This is a genomic window from Flavobacterium aquidurense (assembly GCF_031458035.1).
In the GTDB taxonomy this organism is placed as follows: domain Bacteria; phylum Bacteroidota; class Bacteroidia; order Flavobacteriales; family Flavobacteriaceae; genus Flavobacterium; species Flavobacterium aquidurense_C.
The window spans coordinates 70,472-89,568 of record NZ_JAVDXR010000003.1 but is presented as its reverse complement, the minus strand read 5'-3'; the positions used below and the strand labels follow the sequence as shown (position 1 = coordinate 89,568).

Here is a 19,097-nt window from a genome sequence, read left to right as displayed (position 1 = left end):
TGAAATTTGAGTAACAAACAATATATAATTAACTAAAAAATCAAGCTTATGTTACGTTGGACAGTCATTTTTATTATTCTAGCCATAGTGGCCGGAATATTTGGTTTTGGTGGTATAGCCGCCGGAGCAGCAGGAATAGCTAAAGTCTTATTCTTTATATTCATAGTACTATTTATCCTTTCGCTTATTAGCGGACGTAGAAGTATTTAGTCTATGTTTTTATAGCTCAGTAAATTAAATAACGAATTTAAAACGACACATTTATTTAGGTAAGTGTGTCGTTTATACTTTAAAAATAAAATAAATAGTATGGGAACACAAAGCGGTGCTTATCAGGATGTTTATATCAAAAGAGACAATGAAATGGTAAGTTTGAAAAATGATGTAACAGATTTTTGTGAAAAATATATAAAACCTGTTCATCCTGAAAATTGGGACTGGTCGGTTCGTGATTTCGAAAATCCTGAAAATGATCCGACAACAGAAGAGGCGAGAGCCATTGGCAATGTGGTTTATAATGATTTAATGAATAAAGAAACAGATGTTGATCTTTCGACAATGAATAATGTAGAAGCAATTAAAGCGTATTTGAATCCTGCAAGTAAACACGAGTCATTCAATATGGAAGAATTTGCTTTTGCTTTGAAAGTCGAACTCGAACACGGAAAAATAAAAGATGTGAATGTAACTAATAATCATCCATTTTTGACTGCGATGATCGCCTTAGCACACATGACCGAAAGTCTAACCTACTATAAAAGACTAAAAGTGATGGAAGCGGAAGGTGAAATTTATGAGATTCTGCGAAAAATTGAATCATCATCCCAAGGAAAAGAAGAATGGTATAAAGAATTAGGCAAAGCCGAACTTGAATTACAAGAAGCAAGAGCCGGACTAGCGCAACGTCTTGAAAAAATGGATGATATTCCGCCTTTAGAAAAAATTGGGGATTAATTTTTTTTGTCAATTTCGACTGAATGCTCATCGCCCTGTTTGTAGTAACTTACATCAATATCAAACACAAAAAAACCGTTAAGTTGCTTAACGGTTTTTTTATTCTAAAATCAATCAGTTTTAAAATTTTCTGGGATCTGTTGCAGGATAATCTTCTTCAGAATCTTCTTCTTCAACTTCATCTTCATTAAAGTCATCCTCGTCTTCGTCTTCGTCTTCGTCTTCATCAATTTCTTCCTCGTCATCCGGATCAATATCTTCTAAATCGTCAACTTCATTAAAGTCGTCTTCGATTGCTAAAACATCTGATGGATTATCAAGTTCGTCGTTCGGAACTTCAAGATCTGCATCTACAGCGTCATCATATAAATCATCGCTGTTATGTTTCAAGTCTTTTTCTGAGTGGAAATCATCATCTAAATCGTCAAGCTCACTATCGTCTTCGTCAACAATTTGATTGTCATCCGGGTTGACTTTATTTGGATCGTAACCATTTCTGATGGTATAACCGCGTTCCGCAATCTCTCTATTGTCATTATCAGACTCTTTCATGTCGTCGATATCATATAAATCTTCATTCATAAGATCATCTTTTCTATCGGCAAGACCTTGATGCTGATTTCTAAGATCGCTATCATTAAATATGCTGTTTTTTTGTGCTGTAGTATTCATGATGTATAATTTTATAAGATTAGTATAAGACAAATCTAGCCATGAACACCAAAGAAATTCTTATATGATTATAATGTCTAATTGTATAATTAGCAGGTGTTTAGAATAGAAATTAAACCAACAATCATATAACTAAAGCGGTCGGTATGCTGAGTAATTTTAAAAAATATTAATCACTAAAAAATAGTACCATGAAAACTACAGATAGTAAAAAAGAAACTACTTCTAAAACGGGAGTAAAAGCAGGAGTTACAAAGCCAAAGTCTGATGCAGCATCAGGATTAACTGAATTGTTCGAAGACGGACTTAAAGACATTTATTGGGCTGAAAAAGCGCTGACAAAAGCACTACCTAAAATGGCTATAAATGCGACCTCTAAAGAACTTGTAGAGGCGTTAAACAAGCATTTGACTGAAACAGAGGGTCAAATAAGCCGTTTAGAGCAAGTTTTTGAGCTTGCAGGACAAAAAGCAACAGCAAAAAAATGCGATGCAATGGCGGGCTTAATTGAAGAAGGAGACGGCATTCTGGAAGAAACTGAAATTGGCGTTGTTCGTGATGCCGGAATTATCGCGGCATGCCAGAAAATTGAGCACTATGAAATCGCCACTTACGGAACCCTAAGACAATTTGCCGAAACATTAGGTATGTCTGAAGCAGCCAGTCTATTGGAACAAACACTGGAAGAAGAAAAAGGTGCTGATGTAGCATTGACCATTGTTGCTGTAAACGCCGTAAATCTTGAAGCTGCCGAGGCAGACTAAAGAGAACTGAAAAATAAGATCTAAAGTGCAGTTGTAAAACTGCACTTTTTAGTTTATAATTTAAAAGCCATATTATGCCTGAAGGTCCCTCTATAGTGATATTAAAAGAAGAAGTGCAGCAATTTACCGGAAAAAAAATAGTGGAAGTTTCTGGAAATAGCTCTATTGATATTCAACGACTTAAAGATAAAACGATTCGGGAATTTAAAACCTGGGGGAAACACTTTTTAATATGTTTTGATGACTTTACTGTAAAGATTCACATGCTGATGTTCGGAACCTATCGCGTTAATGAGCGAAAGGAAACTAAGCCCAGACTAAGTATGGTTTTTTCTGACGGGGAAATTAATTTTTATACTTGCTCTATAAAAATTTTAGAAGGTGATATCAATACATATTACAATTGGAGTCAGGATGTTATGAACGTAAATTGGAATCCTTTAAACGCCAATCGAAGCCTAAATGAAATTCCGAATGAAATGATTTGCGATGCCATTTTAGATCAAAATATATTCGCCGGAGTAGGGAATATTATTAAAAATGAAGTTTTGTATCGATGCCGGATTCACCCTGAATCTCTGGTAGGTAAAATTCCGTTTGAAGATTTAAATGCAATTATAACGGAATGTTCGATTTATAGTTTCGAATTTTTATACTGGAAGAAAAAGTATGAATTAAAAAAACATTGGGAAGCATATACCAAAAAAGAATGTCTGCGTTGCAATTTACCGATGATAAGAAAGCACACAGGACGCAGAAATCGAAGAAGTTTTTTTTGTACTAATTGTCAAAAATTACATTTATGAAAAATGATATTCAAATAGGATGCTCAAGTTTTAATAACAGGTTTTGGAATGGAATTTTCTACCCTGACAATTTGTCTGCTAGTAAGTGGTTTGAGTTTTATTGCCAGCACTTTAGCACGTATGAGTTCAATGGAAGCTTTTATAGGTTTCCGACCGTTAAAGTATTTGAAAATTGGTATAATAAATCGCCTGAAGATTTTATTTTTTCGGTAAAAGCACCAAAAGAAATTACACATATCAGGAAATTTTTAAATTGCGAAGATTTAATTTCAGCCTTTTATGAGATTTGCAAATTGGGCTTTAAAGATAAGCTGGGAGCAATTCTATTCCAGTTTCCACCGAGTTATAAGTATAGCCCTGAAAACCTGGATTTGATTATTCAAAGTTTAAATCCGGATTTCAAAAATGTAATTGAGTTCAGACATGAAAGCTGGTGGATTCCGGAAGTTTGGAATGCCCTTTCAGCAAATAATATAACTTTTTGCAGTGTGAGTCATCCGCAATTACCACAAACAATTTTGACAAATTCCCCATTTGTTTATATTAGATTTCACGGAATTCCGAAGTTGTTTTATTCAGGTTACAGTACTGAACAATTACTTGATATAAAAGCTGCAATTAATTCAAAATCAGGATTTGTGTATTTTAATAATACCGCAAGCGAAGCGGGAATTTTGAATGCTCTTGAGTTTAATAGGCTAAATTAGTTTAACCGCAAAGCTCGCAAAGATTTTACGCAAAGAACACAAAGAAAAATTAATCTTTGCGAACCTGGCGGAAAATCTTTGCGAGCTTTGCGGTTAGATTCTACAACGTCAAAGTTCCTTCAATTCCATCGTCCATAGTTTTGCCGGTTACGAAGGCAGTCGCCATTTTTGCAATAGCAATCATTTTTCCGTGTTTGTTGTTCCAATAATAACCTTCTTCAGGTATTACTTGGATCACACTCAAATTCGGATCATCTACACCGCCCGGCATCCATACTTTTACAATCGGATCATATAATTCTTTAATGATTTCCTGATCGTATAAAACACGAGCTTTTCCGTGTAAGGTCAGGAATTTATCGTGTGGTGTCGCAAAGAAAATTTCAACCGTTGGGTTCAGGATAATTTCTGCGTTCTGACTGCTATTGGTATCAGATAAGAACCAAAGCTGTCCTAATTCATCAATTTTTTGAACAGACATTGGGCGCGATTGCAGTCTGTCTTCTTTATATGTGCAAAACATACATGTTTTTATCTCCTCAGCAAGCGATTTTATTTTATCGGCTGCCAGATTATCTGTAAGGTCTTTATGATCTCCCATGACTTTATATTTTTAAGTTTATAATTGAAAAACAAGACATAATATTCTCATTAGAAGAAAATTATATGATTGTTTTTGATGTAATTGTTTATCTGCATAAAGTTGGTTTTTTTACAGCAACATTAGCTTACACAATTCAATCTTAAAATTATGATATTTCAATCCGGGTAAAAATTAATCAGAATTTGTAATCAAATAGTTAAATCAGTAAATTTAATTATCTTTGATGAAAATTATTTTATTGCACCAAATACCATGACAGATTTAACGATATTTTATACGGATGATGATGATGACGATTTGAGCATTTTTGCCGATGCTGTAGAATCATTACCAGAAAAAATACAACTTAAAACTTATAATGGTGGAGATAAATTGCTAACGGCAATTTATAACCCGCCACCAATACCACATCTGATTTTTTTAGATTTGAACATGCCGGGTAAAAATGGTTTTGATGTTTTGGCAGAACTTAGAAGTTCAGAAAAAAAAGACATTCCAATTGTCATTTTTTCAACTTCAAATGAGCCGGGAATAATTGAAAGATGCCGTACGTTGGGAGCTAATTATTTCATCACCAAACCAGTTTTGATGAGTGATATTGTTAAATCTATTGAACACGCGTTAAGTATCGATTGGAAAAAATTTGTTCCTGATACTAAAAATTTTGTGTACAAGTACTGAATATAGAGGATTTAAATAATCATATAAAAACAGATAAGTCGCGTAAGGCTTATCTGTTTTTTTTTGCTTTATGAATGCGTTATTTGCTGATAGGAAATAAAAAAATTAACACATAGAGACATAGATTTTATCAAAAAAAGAATGCTAAAAAAGAAATATTTCTTCCACATAGCTATCTGTTTTTAAATAAGTGAAACGCCTCCTTTATCGCTTACAGAAGCTATGTTTCTATGTGTTAAATAATTGCACCCAGCGGTTTATTATAGTTCAGGTAAATAAACTTCAAATGTTGCACCTTTTCCTTTTTCGCTGTGTGCCGTAATCATACCTTTATGGTTTTCTACAATTTTCTTTACGATTGCCAGTCCTATTCCGGTGCCTGAAAATTCACTTTCAGTATTTAAGCGTTGAAAAACTTCAAAAATTCGTTCTTTATATTCATCTTCAAAACCAATTCCGTTGTCCGAAATGGTCATGTGATAGTATATTTTCTCCGGAAAATCTACCGGATTTTTCATATCTTTTCCTTTGATTCTGTTAGCTTGTACTTTAATGTACGGAGCTTCATCTTTTTTGTAGAACTTCAGTGAATTTCCAATTAAATTATGAAGTAACTGCCTAAACTGAAACGGAATAATAGTTGCTTCTCCCAGTGGTTCAAAGTCTATAACCGCATTTGTTTCCTCAATTCGTTCAGAAAAATCGCTTTTTACTTCTTCGGCAATTTCATCGAGATTTGATTTTACAAATACTCGGTCAGCAGAATTGGTTCTGGAGTAGGTAAGTAAATCCTGAATCAAAGTCTGCATTCTTTTTGCTGAAACTTCAATTCTGTTTAAATAGGTTTTGGCTTTCGCCGAAATATTTTGCTCATCCAAATCGGCCAAACGGCTCGCAAAAGTCTGAATTTTTCTAAGTGGTTCCTGCAAGTCATGGCTTGAAATATAAGCAAAGGACTGAAGCTCAATATTCATATTTATTAAATCCTTGTTTTTGAGTTCAAGTTGTGCTGTTCGCTCATAAACTTCTTTTTCAAGTTTGTCAGTAAAATTTTTCTGATCGTGAATATCAGTGCTGGTTCCTACCCACATTTGTATATTTCCTTCTTCATCTTTTTGGGCAATTGCACGGCTTAACTGCCATCTGTATTCACCATCGTAACGACGAAAACGGTGTTCGAGCAAAAAGTCATTACCGCTTTTAACAGCTTCCGTCCAGGATTTTATATTTGCCTCGCGATCGTCAGGATGCACGATTTGTAACCAGCCTTCTTTGTTAAGGTTTTCTTTGTTTATCCCCGAATAGGTGTAGACAGATTTATTGAAATAATTAAGATTTCCTAATGCATCACCCGTCCAGATGTGTTGCGGCATAGAGTCGGCGAGGAGTCTGAATTTTTCCTCGCTTTTCATCAGGATCTGCTGGCTGTTTTTTTCGTCTGTAATATCCATGATCGTACCAATCATTTGTATTGGATCATCGTTTTCATCAAAAAAAATTTTCCCGTGTGCCTTTATCCATGCAATAGAAGTATCGGGTTTAATGATTCGGGCTTCATATTTATAAATACTTGTTTTCAGAGCAGTTTTATAAGCTTTTTCTAAGATAGATAAATCATCAGGATGAATCTGCTGTACAATATCTGTTCTTTTTAGTTTTTTATTTTTTTTATGACCAAAAAGCTCCGGAAGATTCTCAGAATAAATTAAATCCTGAGTTGCAACGTCTAATTCCCATGTCACAATTTCGGCAATTTCAGCAGCCAAACGAGCTCTTTGTTCGGCATCTTCCAGTTTTTTACGAGCGGCAACTTTAGAGGTAACATCATTTACGGTAACCATGACACCGGCGGCTTTTCCATCTTTTTCAAAAAGAGGTGTATATTGATAGTCCAAATAAAACTTTTTAAGTTCACCTTCAATATCAACATAAGCTACTGCTTCATTTTCACGAATAATTTTGCCATTTGTCACAACATCATCAAGTAGTTCAGGATATTTTTGTTCTCGTAATTCAGGAAAAACTTCAATAATAGGTTTTCCAATAGTTTCCTGATCTGTTTTTTGCCATATATTTTTCATGGCATTATTTGACATTTCGATAGTTTGATTTTTTCCTCTAAAAATAGCCATGGCAATAGGAGATTCAACTACAATCTGACGGAAAGCTTTCTCACTTTCAGCAAGAAGATGTCTGGCTGTTACAGCCTCTGTAACCTCATAAGAAACGATAATAATTCCCGATAACGTATTGTTTTCATCTCGCAGCGGATGAAAAACAAAATTAAAATAACATAACTCTTCCTTTCCGTAACGGTTCAGTGTTACCGAAAGTTCATCTGTATAATAAGGCTTTCCGGTTTCATAAACTTTTGAAAGTAAAGGGTACATAGTGTCTTTGGCTTCCGGCAATGACTTAAACATAGGATGTCCTAAAATGTCATTTTCCTGTTTATCCGTTATTTGCAAATAAGTGGGGTTCGCCATTTCTATAATCAGATCTTCACCTTTTAAAATTGCGATGCCCACGGGAGCCTGTTTTACTATATTTCGGAATCGTTTTTCACTTTCTTCAATGGTATTTCTTGCAATTACCTGTGCCGTAACATTATTGGCAACAGCTACGATACCAGAAATTGTACCGTCAGGTTCTTTTAAAGCTTCGTAAAAGAAATTCACATAAACATCTTCAATCTTACCATCACGTGGTAATTTTACAAGTCTTTCATGCGCTTCAAATTTTTCGCCAGTTTGATAAACATTGTCAAGAACAATTTCTAAGCCTTGACCTTTAATCTCTGGCAAGGCTTCAAAAATGGGCTTATTATGAACTTCAATATTTTTTCGCCCCCATAGTTCGAGCATTAGGTCATTGGCAATTTCAACCACAAATTCCGGTCCTCTGAAAACACACATAGCACTAGGTGTCTGTAAAATGTTGTTAAGATAACGGGTATTGCTTTCTTCCAATTTTTTTACCATTTTTACTTTCTCGGTCGTTTCATTACAAATAACTAAAACGCCTGCAGTATTTCCGGTTTCATCGTTTACCGGACTATAACTAAATGTCCAGTAAACATCTTCCATCTTTCCGTTGCGGTATATTGGGAGAAATTGGTCTTCGTGCCAGGTTGCTTCGCCTTCGGTAAGTACCTGATCGATTAAAGGTTTTATAAAATCCCAGATTTCCGGCCAGTAATCGGCAGCTTTTTCGCCTAAGATGAAAGGATGTTTTCCGTTCATTCCGAGGCTTGGACGATATGCATCATTATAAAAGCAAATATGTTCCGGTCCCCAAAATAAAAACATTGGGAATTTTGAGTTTAAAAGAATTCCTAAAGTGGTACGTAGGCTCTGTGGCCACGATTCTACGGCACCAACTGAAGTTTTACTCCAGTCTTTGGCGCGTGTAAGCGCGCCCATTTCGCCACCGTTCGCCAGAAAATCCTGAGTTGCCTTGGTCATTAAAATGTTGGTTTAACTTGTAAAGAATTATATAATTTAGATAAACGTTCTCTAAAATAATTTATAGAACAGCTAAAATTAAGAAAATAATTATTGATTTGATTCCCTTTTATTAATTGAGGTAAGATTAAAATCTATTGAGTTAATTTTATTTGATATCAATTATGAAATTTGATTAAATATAGATTACAATCAATCTGCTTAAAATTCAAGCCATGAAAAAAGAACAAAAACACGAAACCGATTATATCAGAAAATATCAGGAAGAAGGTTATACCGCAAATTTTTTGTTTGACGGAGGTGCCCTGTTAGATTCAGAGACAAAATATGCTTATACACCAGAGGAAATATTTATTGTGGCACATCATCGTTACGAAGGAATGAGCGATCCTGATGATATGTCTATTTTATACATAATAGAAACTGCTGATAAAAAGAAAGGAACTCATTTGTTAGGATATGGCCCCACAGCGGATTTAGAAGAGGCCGAATTCTTCAAGGACATTCCGGAAGAGAATTATTCTACTAATGCAGACATTCATAAACTTACGTAAGATAATTTTAGTAGGTATTTTTATTTTGCTGAGAAGCAGCTGTCTTCGGATTTTTTCCGTTGGCAGCTGTTTTTTTTATAGGTTCAAAGGGGCAGAGGCACAAAGGTGCAAAGGTTTTATAGGATTGTGTTGAATTTGCCGTTTGTTTTTTATAGACTTTAAAAACTCTTATTCTGCATCTATAGACAACTAGAAAAAACTCTGAGCTTTGCACTTTGACTTTTTAAACCTTTTTTCCAAAGCAAATAAACCTTTGCACCTTTGCACCTCTGAGCCTTTGCACCTCTCTTCTAGTAATTATGAAAATTCTCTCCGAAATTGTATAATAAATTGATTGGCAATATGTACGAAATTTGAAATATCAAAATACGGGATAAAAACCTTAAATGGAATTTGTACGTAAATAAGTACTAACCAGTTTATTTAACGAAAACCAAAAATGAAAAAACTATACTTAAATACAGGAGGATTTAATGCTATTTTTAATGACCTTAAAGATAGTTTTGATGGTGAATTAGAAATAAATAATAACGAATACAGATTACATGTAAAATCAAAATGGGCAAAGGGTACCATTACTGCTGTACGTTTTGAAAAAGAAATGTCCTATTTAAATTTTAATCTTGTATTTAATTCTGAGGTCACTTTAAGTATAGAATCGCTTCAAACTTCGCCTGTGTTCTTTGCTTATTGCGAAAGAGGAACGCTAACGCATAGTTTTGGAGCAAATGGAGAAAGAAAACACGTTAAAGAACAGCAGACAGCTATTCTTCATAATACTTCTGTAATTAATACGGTATTGTTTTTTGAGAGTCATAAACAAATTCAGTTTTCATTAATCGGAATGCCAACAGCTGTTTCTGTTAATGAAGATAATCTGGAATTGGTTTCTCAAATTAAAAAAAGGTTCACAACAGAGTCCGGGCAGTATTTATACATCGGATCTAAGAATCAAAAAATAACTGAAAAGTTGACTGAACTTAAAAGAATCCCGCAAAAAGGAATCGTTAAAAGTTTGCTTCAAAAAAGTATTTTAAACAGTATTATAGAGATGGAGGTAGCTCAACATAGTTACAATTATATGAAAACTTTTGAGCCAATATTAAATTTGGCCACAGAAATAAAGAGAATTTCGAATATCAATATCGCAGATGTCATTATTGCTGCAGGATTAGCAAGCCGAAACTATCTGCCACGTATTTTCAAAGAGAAATACCACTTAACATACAAGCCATACAATCAAAAATTAGCTAGCTGATAAGCATTATATATTGTCGATACATTCGATCTTACGAAAAAAACAGCTTTTGTAAAAGCTGTTTTTTTATTTTGAGGTACTATCTAAGGTGCTGCGGTACTAAGGTGCTAAGGCACTGAGATTTTATGTAGAGGACAGCTTAGAAATCCCGATAGGTTTTATCCCGAAGTCTCAGGATTGCCGGGTTTGCAAAATGGTAAAAAAAACTTAGAACCTTAGTGCCTTAGAACCTCAGTACCTCAGTACCTATTTTTTAAGACTCTTTCTCATAATAAATGATAAAATAAACCATCACCAGATTCAGGCATAAAGAGATGCTATTGGTTATGATAATGGGTAAATCATTTTTGAGAATGCCGTAGATAATCCACACCAAAATACCGAAGGTTAGAATACTGAAAGTTTTAAGCGAGATCGCCTTAACTTTCTTGGTTTTGTAAACTTTCAGAATCTGCGGAATTACAGAAATAGTAACACAAGTTCCTGCGAAAAGACCGATAAGGTTTGTAAAATCCATGGCTTAATTTTTTTAATCACGCAATCCCAAAGCCTCGGGAGCAGAAGCGTAAAGTTTTTTCTAATAAGAATAACAAATAAAGGACTATAGGTTCTAAAATTTTGCGACTTTGCGACTTAGCGTGAGGCTCCCCAGTAATTTAAAAGCCTTTGAACCTTTGCACCTTTTACTAAGAACCAACCTGTTCCCCTCCATTAATATGTATAAATTGCCCGGTAATGTAACTGCTGTCTTCACAGGCCAGGAACACATAAGCAGGCGCCACTTCTGAGGGTTGTCCGGCTCTTTCCATTGGATTGTCTTTTCCAAAATCGGATAATTTATCGAAGCTCGCTACGATTAAAGGTGTCCAGATCGGTCCGGGAGCAACTCCGTTGACGCGTATTTTCTTTTTCGCCAGCATCGTCGATAACGACCTCGTAAAACTTACTATCGCACCTTTAGTACTCGCATAATCAGCCAGATGTTCGCTGCCACGATAGGCTGTAACCGAGCTGGTATTGATAATCGTATCGCCTTCTTTTAAAAAAGGTATTGCCTCTTTAGTAATGTAGAAGTACGGATAAATATTAGTTTCGAAAGTTTTATGCAACTGTGTTGCGGTTATTTTTTCTAATTCATTTTGAGGAAATTGTGTAGCGGCATTATTCACTACAATATTGATTTTCTTAAATGTCGCATGGCATTTTTTTACAGCACTTTTGCAAAACTTCTCCTCTTTTAAATCCCCGCTAATCAGCAAACATTGCTGACCTTCTTTTTCGATTAGTGCTTTTGTTTCAAGCGCATCTTTATCTTCTTTAAGATAAACAATTGCAATATTGGCGCCTTCTCGGGCAAAATGTACGGCTACACTTCGGCCAATACCGCTGTCGCCGCCGGTTATAAAAGCAACTTTACCAAGTAATTTACCGCTTCCAACGTAATTTTCCCTAATAATTTCCGGTTCCGGATGCATTAAATGTTCGTTACCTGGAAGGTTTTGTTTTTGTTCGGGAAAGGTTTTTATCTTTTTCATAACTTGTAATTTTGAGCCATTATTCTGACTCTAAAGTATCAGTTTTAATGATAAGGTATTGACTGAATAGAATTTAAGATTATCTCAAAAAAAATATTTTATAAAATTTTCATTTCAGTTCACAAATTCAACATGGGAATTATGTAACTAATTTCCTCTTCAATAAAATGGCTTCCTTTCAATTTTTTATAAATTTGGGAGTTGCACTGAAACGAGTCAATCAACGTTTGGTGCTTTCAAAAACAACAAATATTTATCTGAATCGAATTTTAAACTAACATTCCAATTCATAACGCTTTACCCAAAACAGCATGGTATTAATTGTAGACGATATAAGAGCAAACATAATTGCCTTAAAAAAGACATTAGAGTTGCACGATATCGATGTTGACACTGCTGAATCCGGTGAGGAAGCCCTGAAAAAAATCCTCAAGACCAACTATTGTCTTATTATTATGGATGTTCAGATGCCCGGACTCGACGGTTTTGAAGTTGTCAAAATTCTTTCAGGAAACAAGCGCACTAAAGACATTCCGGTTATATTTCTTTCAGCTTTAAATATCGAAAAGAAATACATTTTTAAAGGTTACGAAACTGGTGCTGTCGAATATATTACAAAACCTGTTGATTCTGATTTACTGATTCTGAAAGTAAAGACATTCATTAAAATTTACGAACAGCAAAATGAATTGAAGGGAATGAAAGATCTTCTTTCCAAAGAAATAAAAATCAGGAAAGAGGCTCAGGATAACCTTGAAATTAAAATTGCAGAAAGAACCAAAGAATTGGTTTTAAAAAATGAAGAACTGGAACTTAGAAACCACGAATTGCAGCAATTTTCATGGGTAGTTTCTCATGATTTGAATGAACCCATCCGAAAAATCCAAATCTTTATAAAAATTATCAAAGAGCTTTATTTGACATCTGATGAAAAAGCTATCGATTATGTAGATCGTACGATTAAATCGGCAGAAAGAATGCAGACGTTAATTACAGATTTGCTGGCCTATTCAAGATTGTCCTCCCAGGTAAAGCCTGAAACTACTGACTTAAATGTGGTTTTACAAGAAGTGCTTTCGGATTTTGATTATTTAATCGAAAGAAAAAATGCTACCATTAAAACTACCGAACTTCCAACAATTGATAGTATACCGAGTCAGTTACGTCAGGTTTTTCAGAATTTGATCGGAAACGCACTTAAATTCTCTCAAAACACTGATAATCCGGTAATTGAAATTACTTCTGAAATTATTGCCGACAAATCCTTTGACAGCCCGGCTGCTCCCGAGGGCAAATTCTGCAGAATCATCGTAAAAGATAACGGAATTGGTTTTGACGAAATTTATCTGGACCGAATATTTATCATTTTCCAGAGTTTAAATGACCGACAGAAATATGAAGGAACCGGAATCGGACTCGCAATTGCCAAAAAAATTATCGAAAAACACAACGGCTTGATAACAGCCAGAAGTAAAGTAGGAGAGGGCGCGAGTTTTATCATAATCCTTCCTCTACAATATGAATAAGAAACTTGATAAAAAAAGATATGCCACAGATTAAAAGATTTTCACTGATTAAAGATTAATAATCATTTTAAATCTTTTAATCTGTGGCAGAAAAAAATATTCGCTTAATGAAGTATAATATAATTTTAAATTTTAAAAATGAAGAACAACTTTAAACGGAATTTATTAATCAGTTCATTAGTTTCCTTGTTGGTATTAATGATCAGTTCGATCGCGTCTTTTTTTAGTATAAAAAGTCTGCTAAATAGTAATTTTTGGGTAAATCATACGCAGGAAGTAATTTATAATCTGAATGAAGGTTCAGCTTTACTTACCGAAGCACAAACCAGCATGCGTGGTTATTTGATTACCGGAGATGAACAATTTGTTGAACGATATAGCGATTCTGAAAAAAAGTCTAATGAATATTTTGAAAAATTAGAAGATCTTACTGTTGATAATCCACTGCAGCAAAAGCAATTGAAGCAGTTAAAAGTTCTTAGAGCGAATTTTTTTAAATATCTGAACAATCAGATTGTAAAAAAACGACTAGGAAAAAATATAGTGGTTTTCGACCTGAATGAAGGCCGATTAATGATGAATGAACTACGTGTGCGTGTTAAAAAAATTGAAAATGCAGAACAATATCTTTTAAAAGAGCGCAGAGAAAATTCTGAGCAATATGGTAATTACAGTACTATTCTAATTATTGTAGCTTTCATAATTGCATTTGTTATTTCAATTGTCTTTTTATTGAGAATTCTAAAAGATTATAGTGAGCGTTTAGAGCTTCAAAAAGAATTAGAAAAGAAAGATAGGGAAACGGCGGAGAGAATCGAGGCGATCAGTATGATTGCAAGTAATATTTCAAGCGGAAACTATGACATTCGTGTAGATAATATTAAGTCTGATGCTCTTGGAAATGTAGGTGAATCATTAAATAATATGGGAGTTGCCCTGAAAAATTCTTTCGAATTGTTATCTCAAAAAGAATGGATGCAAACAGGTGTTGCCAGTCTTAATAACGTTATGTTAGGTGATAAAACACTGCAGAAATTAGCAAAAGATGTTATAGAATTCTTATGCAATTATACCAACAGCAGCGCGGGAGTTTTGTATGTTCTCGAAGATAGTGAACTTTATGTTGCAGGAGGATACAGCTACATTCCAAGTAAAAATAGAGAGCGTATTCAAAAAGGAGAAGGATTAATTGGCCAGGCTATTGTTTCTGGAAAATTATTAGAATTAAAAACCCTATCGCCGGATGATATTCATATTAATTATGCGTTGGGGCAAATCAAACCTACTCATATTGTGGCTGTTCCTTTGATGGACACCCGAACTGAAGGTGCTGTAGAATTAGCAAGTACGTACGGATTCTCGGACCTTCATTTAGAATTTTTGAGAACCGTGGCAAATAATATTGGTATTGCAATTAAGTCGACTCAAAACAGAAAAAGAGTGATGGAATTGCTGGAAGAAACCAAATCACAATCAGAAGAACTACAGGTACAGCACAGTGAATTAGAAGCTATAAATGCCGAATTAGAAGCGCAAACAGAAAAATTACAGGCATCAGAAGAAGAATTGCGTGTACAACAGGAAGAATTGGAACAAACCAATGAGGAGCTTTCTGAAAGAAGTGTTTTATTGGAAGAAAAAAACAATGAAATCCAGAAAAAATCAGAGGCTTTAGAATTAACCACGCGCTATAAGTCTGAATTTCTGGCTAATATGTCGCACGAATTAAGAACGCCGCTGAACTCTATTTTGCTTTTAAGCCGATTATTATCTGAAAACAATAATAATAGTATGGTTGCCGAGGAAATAGAATTTGCAAAAGTAATTCAGAGTTCTGGTAATAGTTTATTAGGTTTGATTGATGAAATTTTGGATTTATCTAAAATCGAAGCCGGAAAAATGGAATTGGAGTTTTTAGATGTTTCGACCAAAGAAATCACGGATAATTTGTGGAATCTCTTCAATATGGTAGCGAAAGAAAAAGGAATCACTTTTGAAATCCTTTCTAAAGAGGCGCCAATTGTCATCAAAACAGACAAAATGCGTTTGGAACAAATTCTGAAAAACCTTATTTCGAACGCTATTAAATTCACAGAAAAAGGAAAAGTTACCCTTGAAATTAAAATCAATACTGACGACGATAAAATCATTTGCTTTATTGTAAAAGATACCGGAATCGGAATTCCGTTAGAAAAACAACCGCTTATTTTTGAAGCTTTCCAGCAAGCCGATGGCTCAACAAAACGAAAATACGGAGGAACAGGTTTAGGATTGTCAATCAGTAGAGAATTGGCAAAATTGCTTCGCGGAGAAATTATTCTGAACAGTAAAGAAAAGGAGGGAAGTACGTTTACTTTATGCCTTCCGGTTTTTGGATCTGGAATCCAGAAAGCTAATGTAGAAAAAATACCACCTACCGAATTTACAGAAGTGATTGAAGATGAAAAGCTTCCGGTGAAAAATAAATACCTGAGCACGATTATTCCTGATGAAATTGATGATGACAGAGATTTAATTAATGAAGGAGACAAAGTGATTTTGATCGTAGAAGACGATATTAATTTTGCAAAATCACTTTTGGCGTTTACCAGAAATAAAGGATATAAGGGAATTGTTTCTGTAAGAGGGGATTACGCCTTGAACTTTGCCTTGCTTTATAATCCGGTTGGTGTTTTATTGGATATCGAACTTCCAATTAAAAGCGGTTGGGAAGTTTTAGAAGAACTAAAAAATCATTCGGCCACTAAACATATTCCGGTTCATATTATGTCTTCTCATAAATTGAAACAGGAAAGTTTATTAAAAGGAGCGGTAGATTTCCTGGATAAACCAGTTGCTTTCGATAAAATTCCGGATGTGTTTTTACGAATCGAACATATCATTAATAAAGAAGCTCAAAAAGTTTTAATTATTGAAGACAATCCGAAGCACGCAAAAGCATTGGCATTTTTCCTGGAGACTTATAATATCAATTCTGAAATAAAAAGTGACGTTTCTGAAGGGTTGCAAGTGCTTACAAAATCAGAAATAGACTGTGTTATTTTAGATATGGGAATTCCGGACAAACATGCCTATCAGATTTTGGATGGTGTCAAGAAAAATCCAGGATTGGAAAATCTGCCGGTAATTGTTTTTACAGGAAAAAGTTTATCGATCAAAGAAGAAGTTAAAATTAAAAAATACGCCGATTCTATTATTGTGAAAACAGCACATTCCTATCAAAGAATGCTTGATGAAGTATCATTATTTCTTCATTTGGTGGAAGATAAAAAAGAAGGAAAAGATAAAAAAGAAAGCCATAAAAAGCTAAATTTACTGAACAATATCCTTTTCGAAAAAAAGGTATTGATTGTAGATGATGACGTTCGAAATATCTATTCGCTGACGAAGGCTTTAGAAGTTTTTAAAATGAATGTAATCACTGCTTTTGATGGTAAGGAGGCTATCAAAATTTTAAATGAGCATACAGATACTGATATTGTTTTATTAGATATGATGATGCCGAATATGGATGGTTATGAAACGGCTGAAAAAATACGTGCAAATCCTAAATTCCTGAATTTACCATTGATTGCCGTGACGGCAAAAGCCATGACAGGTGACAGGGAAAAATGTATCAAAGCCGGAGCATCAGATTATATTACAAAACCAGTAGATATTGACCAGCTGCTTTCGTTATTGCGAGTTTGGCTTTATGATAAAATATAAATACTAAAAAAATATAAGCCACAGATTTCACAGGTTAATACATTGAAAATTCTTTTGAATCTGTGAAATCTGTGGCAAAAAACAAATAAACTTAATTTAAAAAGTGGACCAATATGGCTAAAAAAAGACTCTTAATTATTGATGATGATTCTAGAAATATTTTTGCTTTAGAAAATACTTTACGTGCCAGATCATTCGATTGTTTGTCTTGCCTGAGTGCAGAAGAAGCTTTGAAGTTATTAGAATCAGATGAGCGCATCGATGCCGTTTTAATCGACATGATGATGCCTGAAATGGATGGTTATGATGCCATTCCGTTAATAAAAAAGATTCCGTCAAGAGAATCAACGTATATTATTGCCGTCACGGCGCAGGCTATGACAGGGGATAAGGAAAAATGTTTGGAGGCTGGTGCAGATGATTACATCTCAAAACCGATTGATGTGGATAAATTACTGCTTGTCTTGAGCAAAATTTAAATGGAATATGATTGAGGATATCGAATTAGAAACGCTTATTAATGATGTTTATGAATATTACGGTTTTGACTTTGGGAGCTATTCCAGGGCTTCGTTAAAAAGGCGTGTTAACAGAATATATCATTTAGATGGGTTTACCCATTTTCATGAATTTCTTTCAAAAGTTCGATACGATCCGGAATATTATAAAAGAATGGTCGACGAAATTACGGTAAATGTTACAGAGATGTTTCGTGACCCCGCGTTTTACCGTGTGGTCAGAAATGAGATTTTGCCATTATTGGGAACCAAACCTTTTATACGATTATGGCACGCCGGCTGTTCGACTGGCGAAGAAGTATATTCGATGGCGATAATGCTGAAAGAAGCCGGTTTGCTGCATAAATCCTTAATTTATGCAACAGACATCAATGCGACCGTTTTGGAAACTGCGAAAAAAGGAATTTTTCCTTTACGCATGATGAAAGAATATTCAGAGAATTATCGGGATGCCGGTGGTCAGGAAGATTTTTCAAATTATTATATAGCGAATTATGGAATCGCCAAGTTTAATGAGGAATTAGCTGAGAAGATGGTTTTTTCACAGCATAATTTAGTTTCAGATACTTCATTTAATGAATTTGATTTTATTTTATGCCGAAACGTTTTGATTTATTTTGATAATAATTTGCAGAAGCGCGTCATTAATTTATTTGATGAAAGTTTGGCAACATTAGGTTTTTTAGCCTTAGGAACTAAAGAAACTATAAAATATTCTATAGGTCCAAACAAATACAAACAGTTGGATAAAGAAAAAATATGGAGGAAAGTAAAATAATATCAAACTGTAAAGTCGTTATTATTGGAGGATCTGCAGGGAGCTTAAATGCCTTAATGCAGGTTTTGCCGGAACTTCCAAAATTAAATGATTTTGCAATTGTGATTGTATTGCATCGCAAAAGAACAGACGATCAGACTTTAGAAGAGTTAATCCGATTAAAATCTCGTATTGAAGTAAGGTCTGTAGAAGATAAAACAGCACTTTTGCCCGGTTTTATTTATGTTGCACCGTCTAATTATCATTTATTGTTTGAAAAAGACGATCATTTGGCTTTAGACACTTCTGAAAAAATAAACTACAGCCGGCCAAGTATTGATGTTTCTTTTGAATCGGCGGCAGAAATTTACGGATCTTCCTTAGTCGGAATTTTATTATCTGGCTCAAATTCTGACGGAACGCAAGGTTTAAAAGCCATTCGCAATGCTGGCGGAACAATTGTTGTTCAAAATCCGCTTTCAGCAGACATGCCTTTTATGCCCAATAATGCAATTTTATATGCAGACCCTGATTTTATTTTAGATATGCAGCAAATTTTGCAGTTAATCGTTTTCATAAATAGCTAAGG

The 19,097-nt window shown here is 34.5% G+C and carries 18 protein-coding genes; 13 read left to right on the top strand and 5 right to left on the bottom strand.

Annotation, left to right across the window (positions count from 1 at the left end):
• The first annotated feature begins 48 nt into the window (after positions 1 to 48).
• On the top strand, positions 49 to 210 hold the full coding sequence (locus tag J2X17_RS05820) for a DUF1328 family protein (protein WP_026985414.1): 162 nt from the start codon (positions 49 to 51) through the stop codon (positions 208 to 210).
• Between the two features lie 99 nt (positions 211 to 309).
• Positions 310 to 954 carry a DUF5661 family protein gene (locus J2X17_RS05815; RefSeq protein WP_310295569.1) on the top strand — a complete coding sequence of 215 codons (645 nt, stop codon included), beginning with the start codon at positions 310 to 312 and terminating at the stop codon, positions 952 to 954.
• A 120-nt stretch (positions 955 to 1,074) separates the two neighbouring features.
• Here J2X17_RS05815 and J2X17_RS05810 read toward each other — a convergent pair whose 3' ends face one another.
• Complete coding sequence (locus tag J2X17_RS05810) at positions 1,075 to 1,626, bottom strand: hypothetical protein (RefSeq protein ID WP_310295566.1); 552 nt, start codon at positions 1,624 to 1,626, stop codon at positions 1,075 to 1,077.
• A 191-nt stretch (positions 1,627 to 1,817) separates the two neighbouring features.
• Between J2X17_RS05810 and J2X17_RS05805 the strand changes: the two genes are divergently transcribed.
• The 3 genes from J2X17_RS05805 (at position 1,818) to J2X17_RS05795 (ending at position 3,903) form a co-directional block, all read left to right on the top strand.
• Entirely contained in the window at positions 1,818 to 2,390 is a 573-nt protein-coding gene (locus J2X17_RS05805) for a YciE/YciF ferroxidase family protein (protein WP_310295564.1), read from the top strand.
• A gap of 74 nt (positions 2,391 to 2,464) precedes the next feature.
• The gene (locus J2X17_RS05800) at positions 2,465 to 3,196 is read left to right on the top strand and encodes a DNA-formamidopyrimidine glycosylase family protein (protein WP_310295562.1); all 732 of its coding nucleotides are present in this window, start codon (positions 2,465 to 2,467) and stop codon (positions 3,194 to 3,196) included.
• Positions 3,193 to 3,903 carry a DUF72 domain-containing protein gene (locus J2X17_RS05795; protein WP_310295561.1) on the top strand — a complete coding sequence of 237 codons (711 nt, stop codon included), beginning with the start codon at positions 3,193 to 3,195 and terminating at the stop codon, positions 3,901 to 3,903. Before J2X17_RS05800 ends, J2X17_RS05795 begins: the two co-directional genes overlap by 4 nt.
• A 100-nt stretch (positions 3,904 to 4,003) precedes the next feature.
• Here the strand turns inward: J2X17_RS05795 and J2X17_RS05790 are convergent, their stop codons facing one another.
• A complete protein-coding gene (locus J2X17_RS05790; RefSeq protein ID WP_310295559.1) occupies positions 4,004 to 4,504 on the bottom strand; it encodes a pyridoxamine 5'-phosphate oxidase family protein in 501 nt (166 codons plus the stop codon).
• Positions 4,505 to 4,759: 255 nt separating this feature from the next.
• Between J2X17_RS05790 and J2X17_RS05785 the strand changes: the two genes are divergently transcribed.
• Positions 4,760 to 5,188, top strand: a complete 429-nt coding sequence (locus J2X17_RS05785; protein WP_310295557.1) for a response regulator — start codon at positions 4,760 to 4,762, stop codon at positions 5,186 to 5,188.
• A gap of 260 nt (positions 5,189 to 5,448) precedes the next feature.
• Here the strand turns inward: J2X17_RS05785 and J2X17_RS05780 are convergent, their stop codons facing one another.
• Positions 5,449 to 8,652 (bottom strand): PAS domain S-box protein, encoded by a 3,204-nt coding sequence (locus J2X17_RS05780; RefSeq protein WP_310295555.1) that lies wholly within the window; start codon positions 8,650 to 8,652, stop codon positions 5,449 to 5,451.
• Between the two features lie 215 nt (positions 8,653 to 8,867).
• Here J2X17_RS05780 and J2X17_RS05775 point away from each other — a divergent pair, with 215 nt between their 5' ends.
• Positions 8,868 to 9,206: a hypothetical protein gene (locus tag J2X17_RS05775; RefSeq protein WP_310295553.1), complete on the top strand. Its 339-nt coding sequence runs from the start codon at positions 8,868 to 8,870 to the stop codon at positions 9,204 to 9,206.
• A 439-nt stretch (positions 9,207 to 9,645) separates the two neighbouring features.
• The gene (locus J2X17_RS05770) at positions 9,646 to 10,464 is read left to right on the top strand and encodes a hypothetical protein (RefSeq protein WP_310295551.1); all 819 of its coding nucleotides are present in this window, start codon (positions 9,646 to 9,648) and stop codon (positions 10,462 to 10,464) included.
• A 253-nt stretch (positions 10,465 to 10,717) separates the two neighbouring features.
• Here the strand turns inward: J2X17_RS05770 and J2X17_RS05765 are convergent, their stop codons facing one another.
• Positions 10,718 to 10,981 carry a SemiSWEET family sugar transporter gene (locus J2X17_RS05765; RefSeq protein WP_310295549.1) on the bottom strand — a complete coding sequence of 88 codons (264 nt, stop codon included), beginning with the start codon at positions 10,979 to 10,981 and terminating at the stop codon, positions 10,718 to 10,720.
• A gap of 169 nt (positions 10,982 to 11,150) precedes the next feature.
• The gene (locus J2X17_RS05760) at positions 11,151 to 11,999 is read right to left on the bottom strand and encodes an SDR family oxidoreductase (RefSeq protein WP_310295547.1); all 849 of its coding nucleotides are present in this window, start codon (positions 11,997 to 11,999) and stop codon (positions 11,151 to 11,153) included.
• A gap of 311 nt (positions 12,000 to 12,310) precedes the next feature.
• Between J2X17_RS05760 and J2X17_RS05755 the strand changes: the two genes are divergently transcribed.
• From J2X17_RS05755 to J2X17_RS05735, 5 genes are all read left to right on the top strand, one after another.
• Positions 12,311 to 13,525, top strand: a complete 1,215-nt coding sequence (locus J2X17_RS05755; protein WP_310295545.1) for a hybrid sensor histidine kinase/response regulator — start codon at positions 12,311 to 12,313, stop codon at positions 13,523 to 13,525.
• A 138-nt stretch (positions 13,526 to 13,663) separates the two neighbouring features.
• Positions 13,664 to 17,233, top strand: a complete 3,570-nt coding sequence (locus J2X17_RS05750; protein ID WP_310295543.1) for a response regulator — start codon at positions 13,664 to 13,666, stop codon at positions 17,231 to 17,233.
• A 113-nt stretch (positions 17,234 to 17,346) separates the two neighbouring features.
• On the top strand, positions 17,347 to 17,712 hold the full coding sequence (locus J2X17_RS05745; RefSeq protein ID WP_310295541.1) for a response regulator: 366 nt from the start codon (positions 17,347 to 17,349) through the stop codon (positions 17,710 to 17,712).
• Positions 17,713 to 17,719: 7 nt separating this feature from the next.
• Positions 17,720 to 18,529, top strand: coding sequence for a CheR family methyltransferase (locus tag J2X17_RS05740; protein ID WP_310295539.1), 810 nt, complete (start codon positions 17,720 to 17,722; stop codon positions 18,527 to 18,529).
• Positions 18,511 to 19,095: a chemotaxis protein CheB gene (locus J2X17_RS05735; RefSeq protein ID WP_310295537.1), complete on the top strand. Its 585-nt coding sequence runs from the start codon at positions 18,511 to 18,513 to the stop codon at positions 19,093 to 19,095. Before J2X17_RS05740 ends, J2X17_RS05735 begins: the two co-directional genes overlap by 19 nt.
• The last annotated feature ends 2 nt before the right edge of the window (positions 19,096 to 19,097 follow it).

Bases quoted from the DNA above. Each gene is read 5' to 3' on its own strand.
- J2X17_RS05820 (WP_026985414.1), top strand. From the start codon at position 49: ATGTTACGTTGGACAGTCATTTTTATTATTCTAGCCATAGTGGCCGGA.
- J2X17_RS05815 (WP_310295569.1), top strand. From the start codon at position 310: ATGGGAACACAAAGCGGTGCTTATCAGGATGTTTATATCAAAAGAGAC.
- J2X17_RS05810 (WP_310295566.1), bottom strand. From the start codon at position 1,626: ATGAATACTACAGCACAAAAAAACAGCATATTTAATGATAGCGATCTT.
- J2X17_RS05805 (WP_310295564.1), top strand. From the start codon at position 1,818: ATGAAAACTACAGATAGTAAAAAAGAAACTACTTCTAAAACGGGAGTA.
- J2X17_RS05800 (WP_310295562.1), top strand. From the start codon at position 2,465: ATGCCTGAAGGTCCCTCTATAGTGATATTAAAAGAAGAAGTGCAGCAA.
- J2X17_RS05795 (WP_310295561.1), top strand. From the start codon at position 3,193: ATGAAAAATGATATTCAAATAGGATGCTCAAGTTTTAATAACAGGTTT.
- J2X17_RS05790 (WP_310295559.1), bottom strand. From the start codon at position 4,504: ATGGGAGATCATAAAGACCTTACAGATAATCTGGCAGCCGATAAAATA.
- J2X17_RS05785 (WP_310295557.1), top strand. From the start codon at position 4,760: ATGACAGATTTAACGATATTTTATACGGATGATGATGATGACGATTTG.
- J2X17_RS05780 (WP_310295555.1), bottom strand. From the start codon at position 8,652: ATGACCAAGGCAACTCAGGATTTTCTGGCGAACGGTGGCGAAATGGGC.
- J2X17_RS05775 (WP_310295553.1), top strand. From the start codon at position 8,868: ATGAAAAAAGAACAAAAACACGAAACCGATTATATCAGAAAATATCAG.
- J2X17_RS05770 (WP_310295551.1), top strand. From the start codon at position 9,646: ATGAAAAAACTATACTTAAATACAGGAGGATTTAATGCTATTTTTAAT.
- J2X17_RS05765 (WP_310295549.1), bottom strand. From the start codon at position 10,981: ATGGATTTTACAAACCTTATCGGTCTTTTCGCAGGAACTTGTGTTACT.
- J2X17_RS05760 (WP_310295547.1), bottom strand. From the start codon at position 11,999: ATGAAAAAGATAAAAACCTTTCCCGAACAAAAACAAAACCTTCCAGGT.
- J2X17_RS05755 (WP_310295545.1), top strand. From the start codon at position 12,311: ATGGTATTAATTGTAGACGATATAAGAGCAAACATAATTGCCTTAAAA.
- J2X17_RS05750 (WP_310295543.1), top strand. From the start codon at position 13,664: ATGAAGAACAACTTTAAACGGAATTTATTAATCAGTTCATTAGTTTCC.
- J2X17_RS05745 (WP_310295541.1), top strand. From the start codon at position 17,347: ATGGCTAAAAAAAGACTCTTAATTATTGATGATGATTCTAGAAATATT.
- J2X17_RS05740 (WP_310295539.1), top strand. From the start codon at position 17,720: ATGATTGAGGATATCGAATTAGAAACGCTTATTAATGATGTTTATGAA.
- J2X17_RS05735 (WP_310295537.1), top strand. From the start codon at position 18,511: ATGGAGGAAAGTAAAATAATATCAAACTGTAAAGTCGTTATTATTGGA.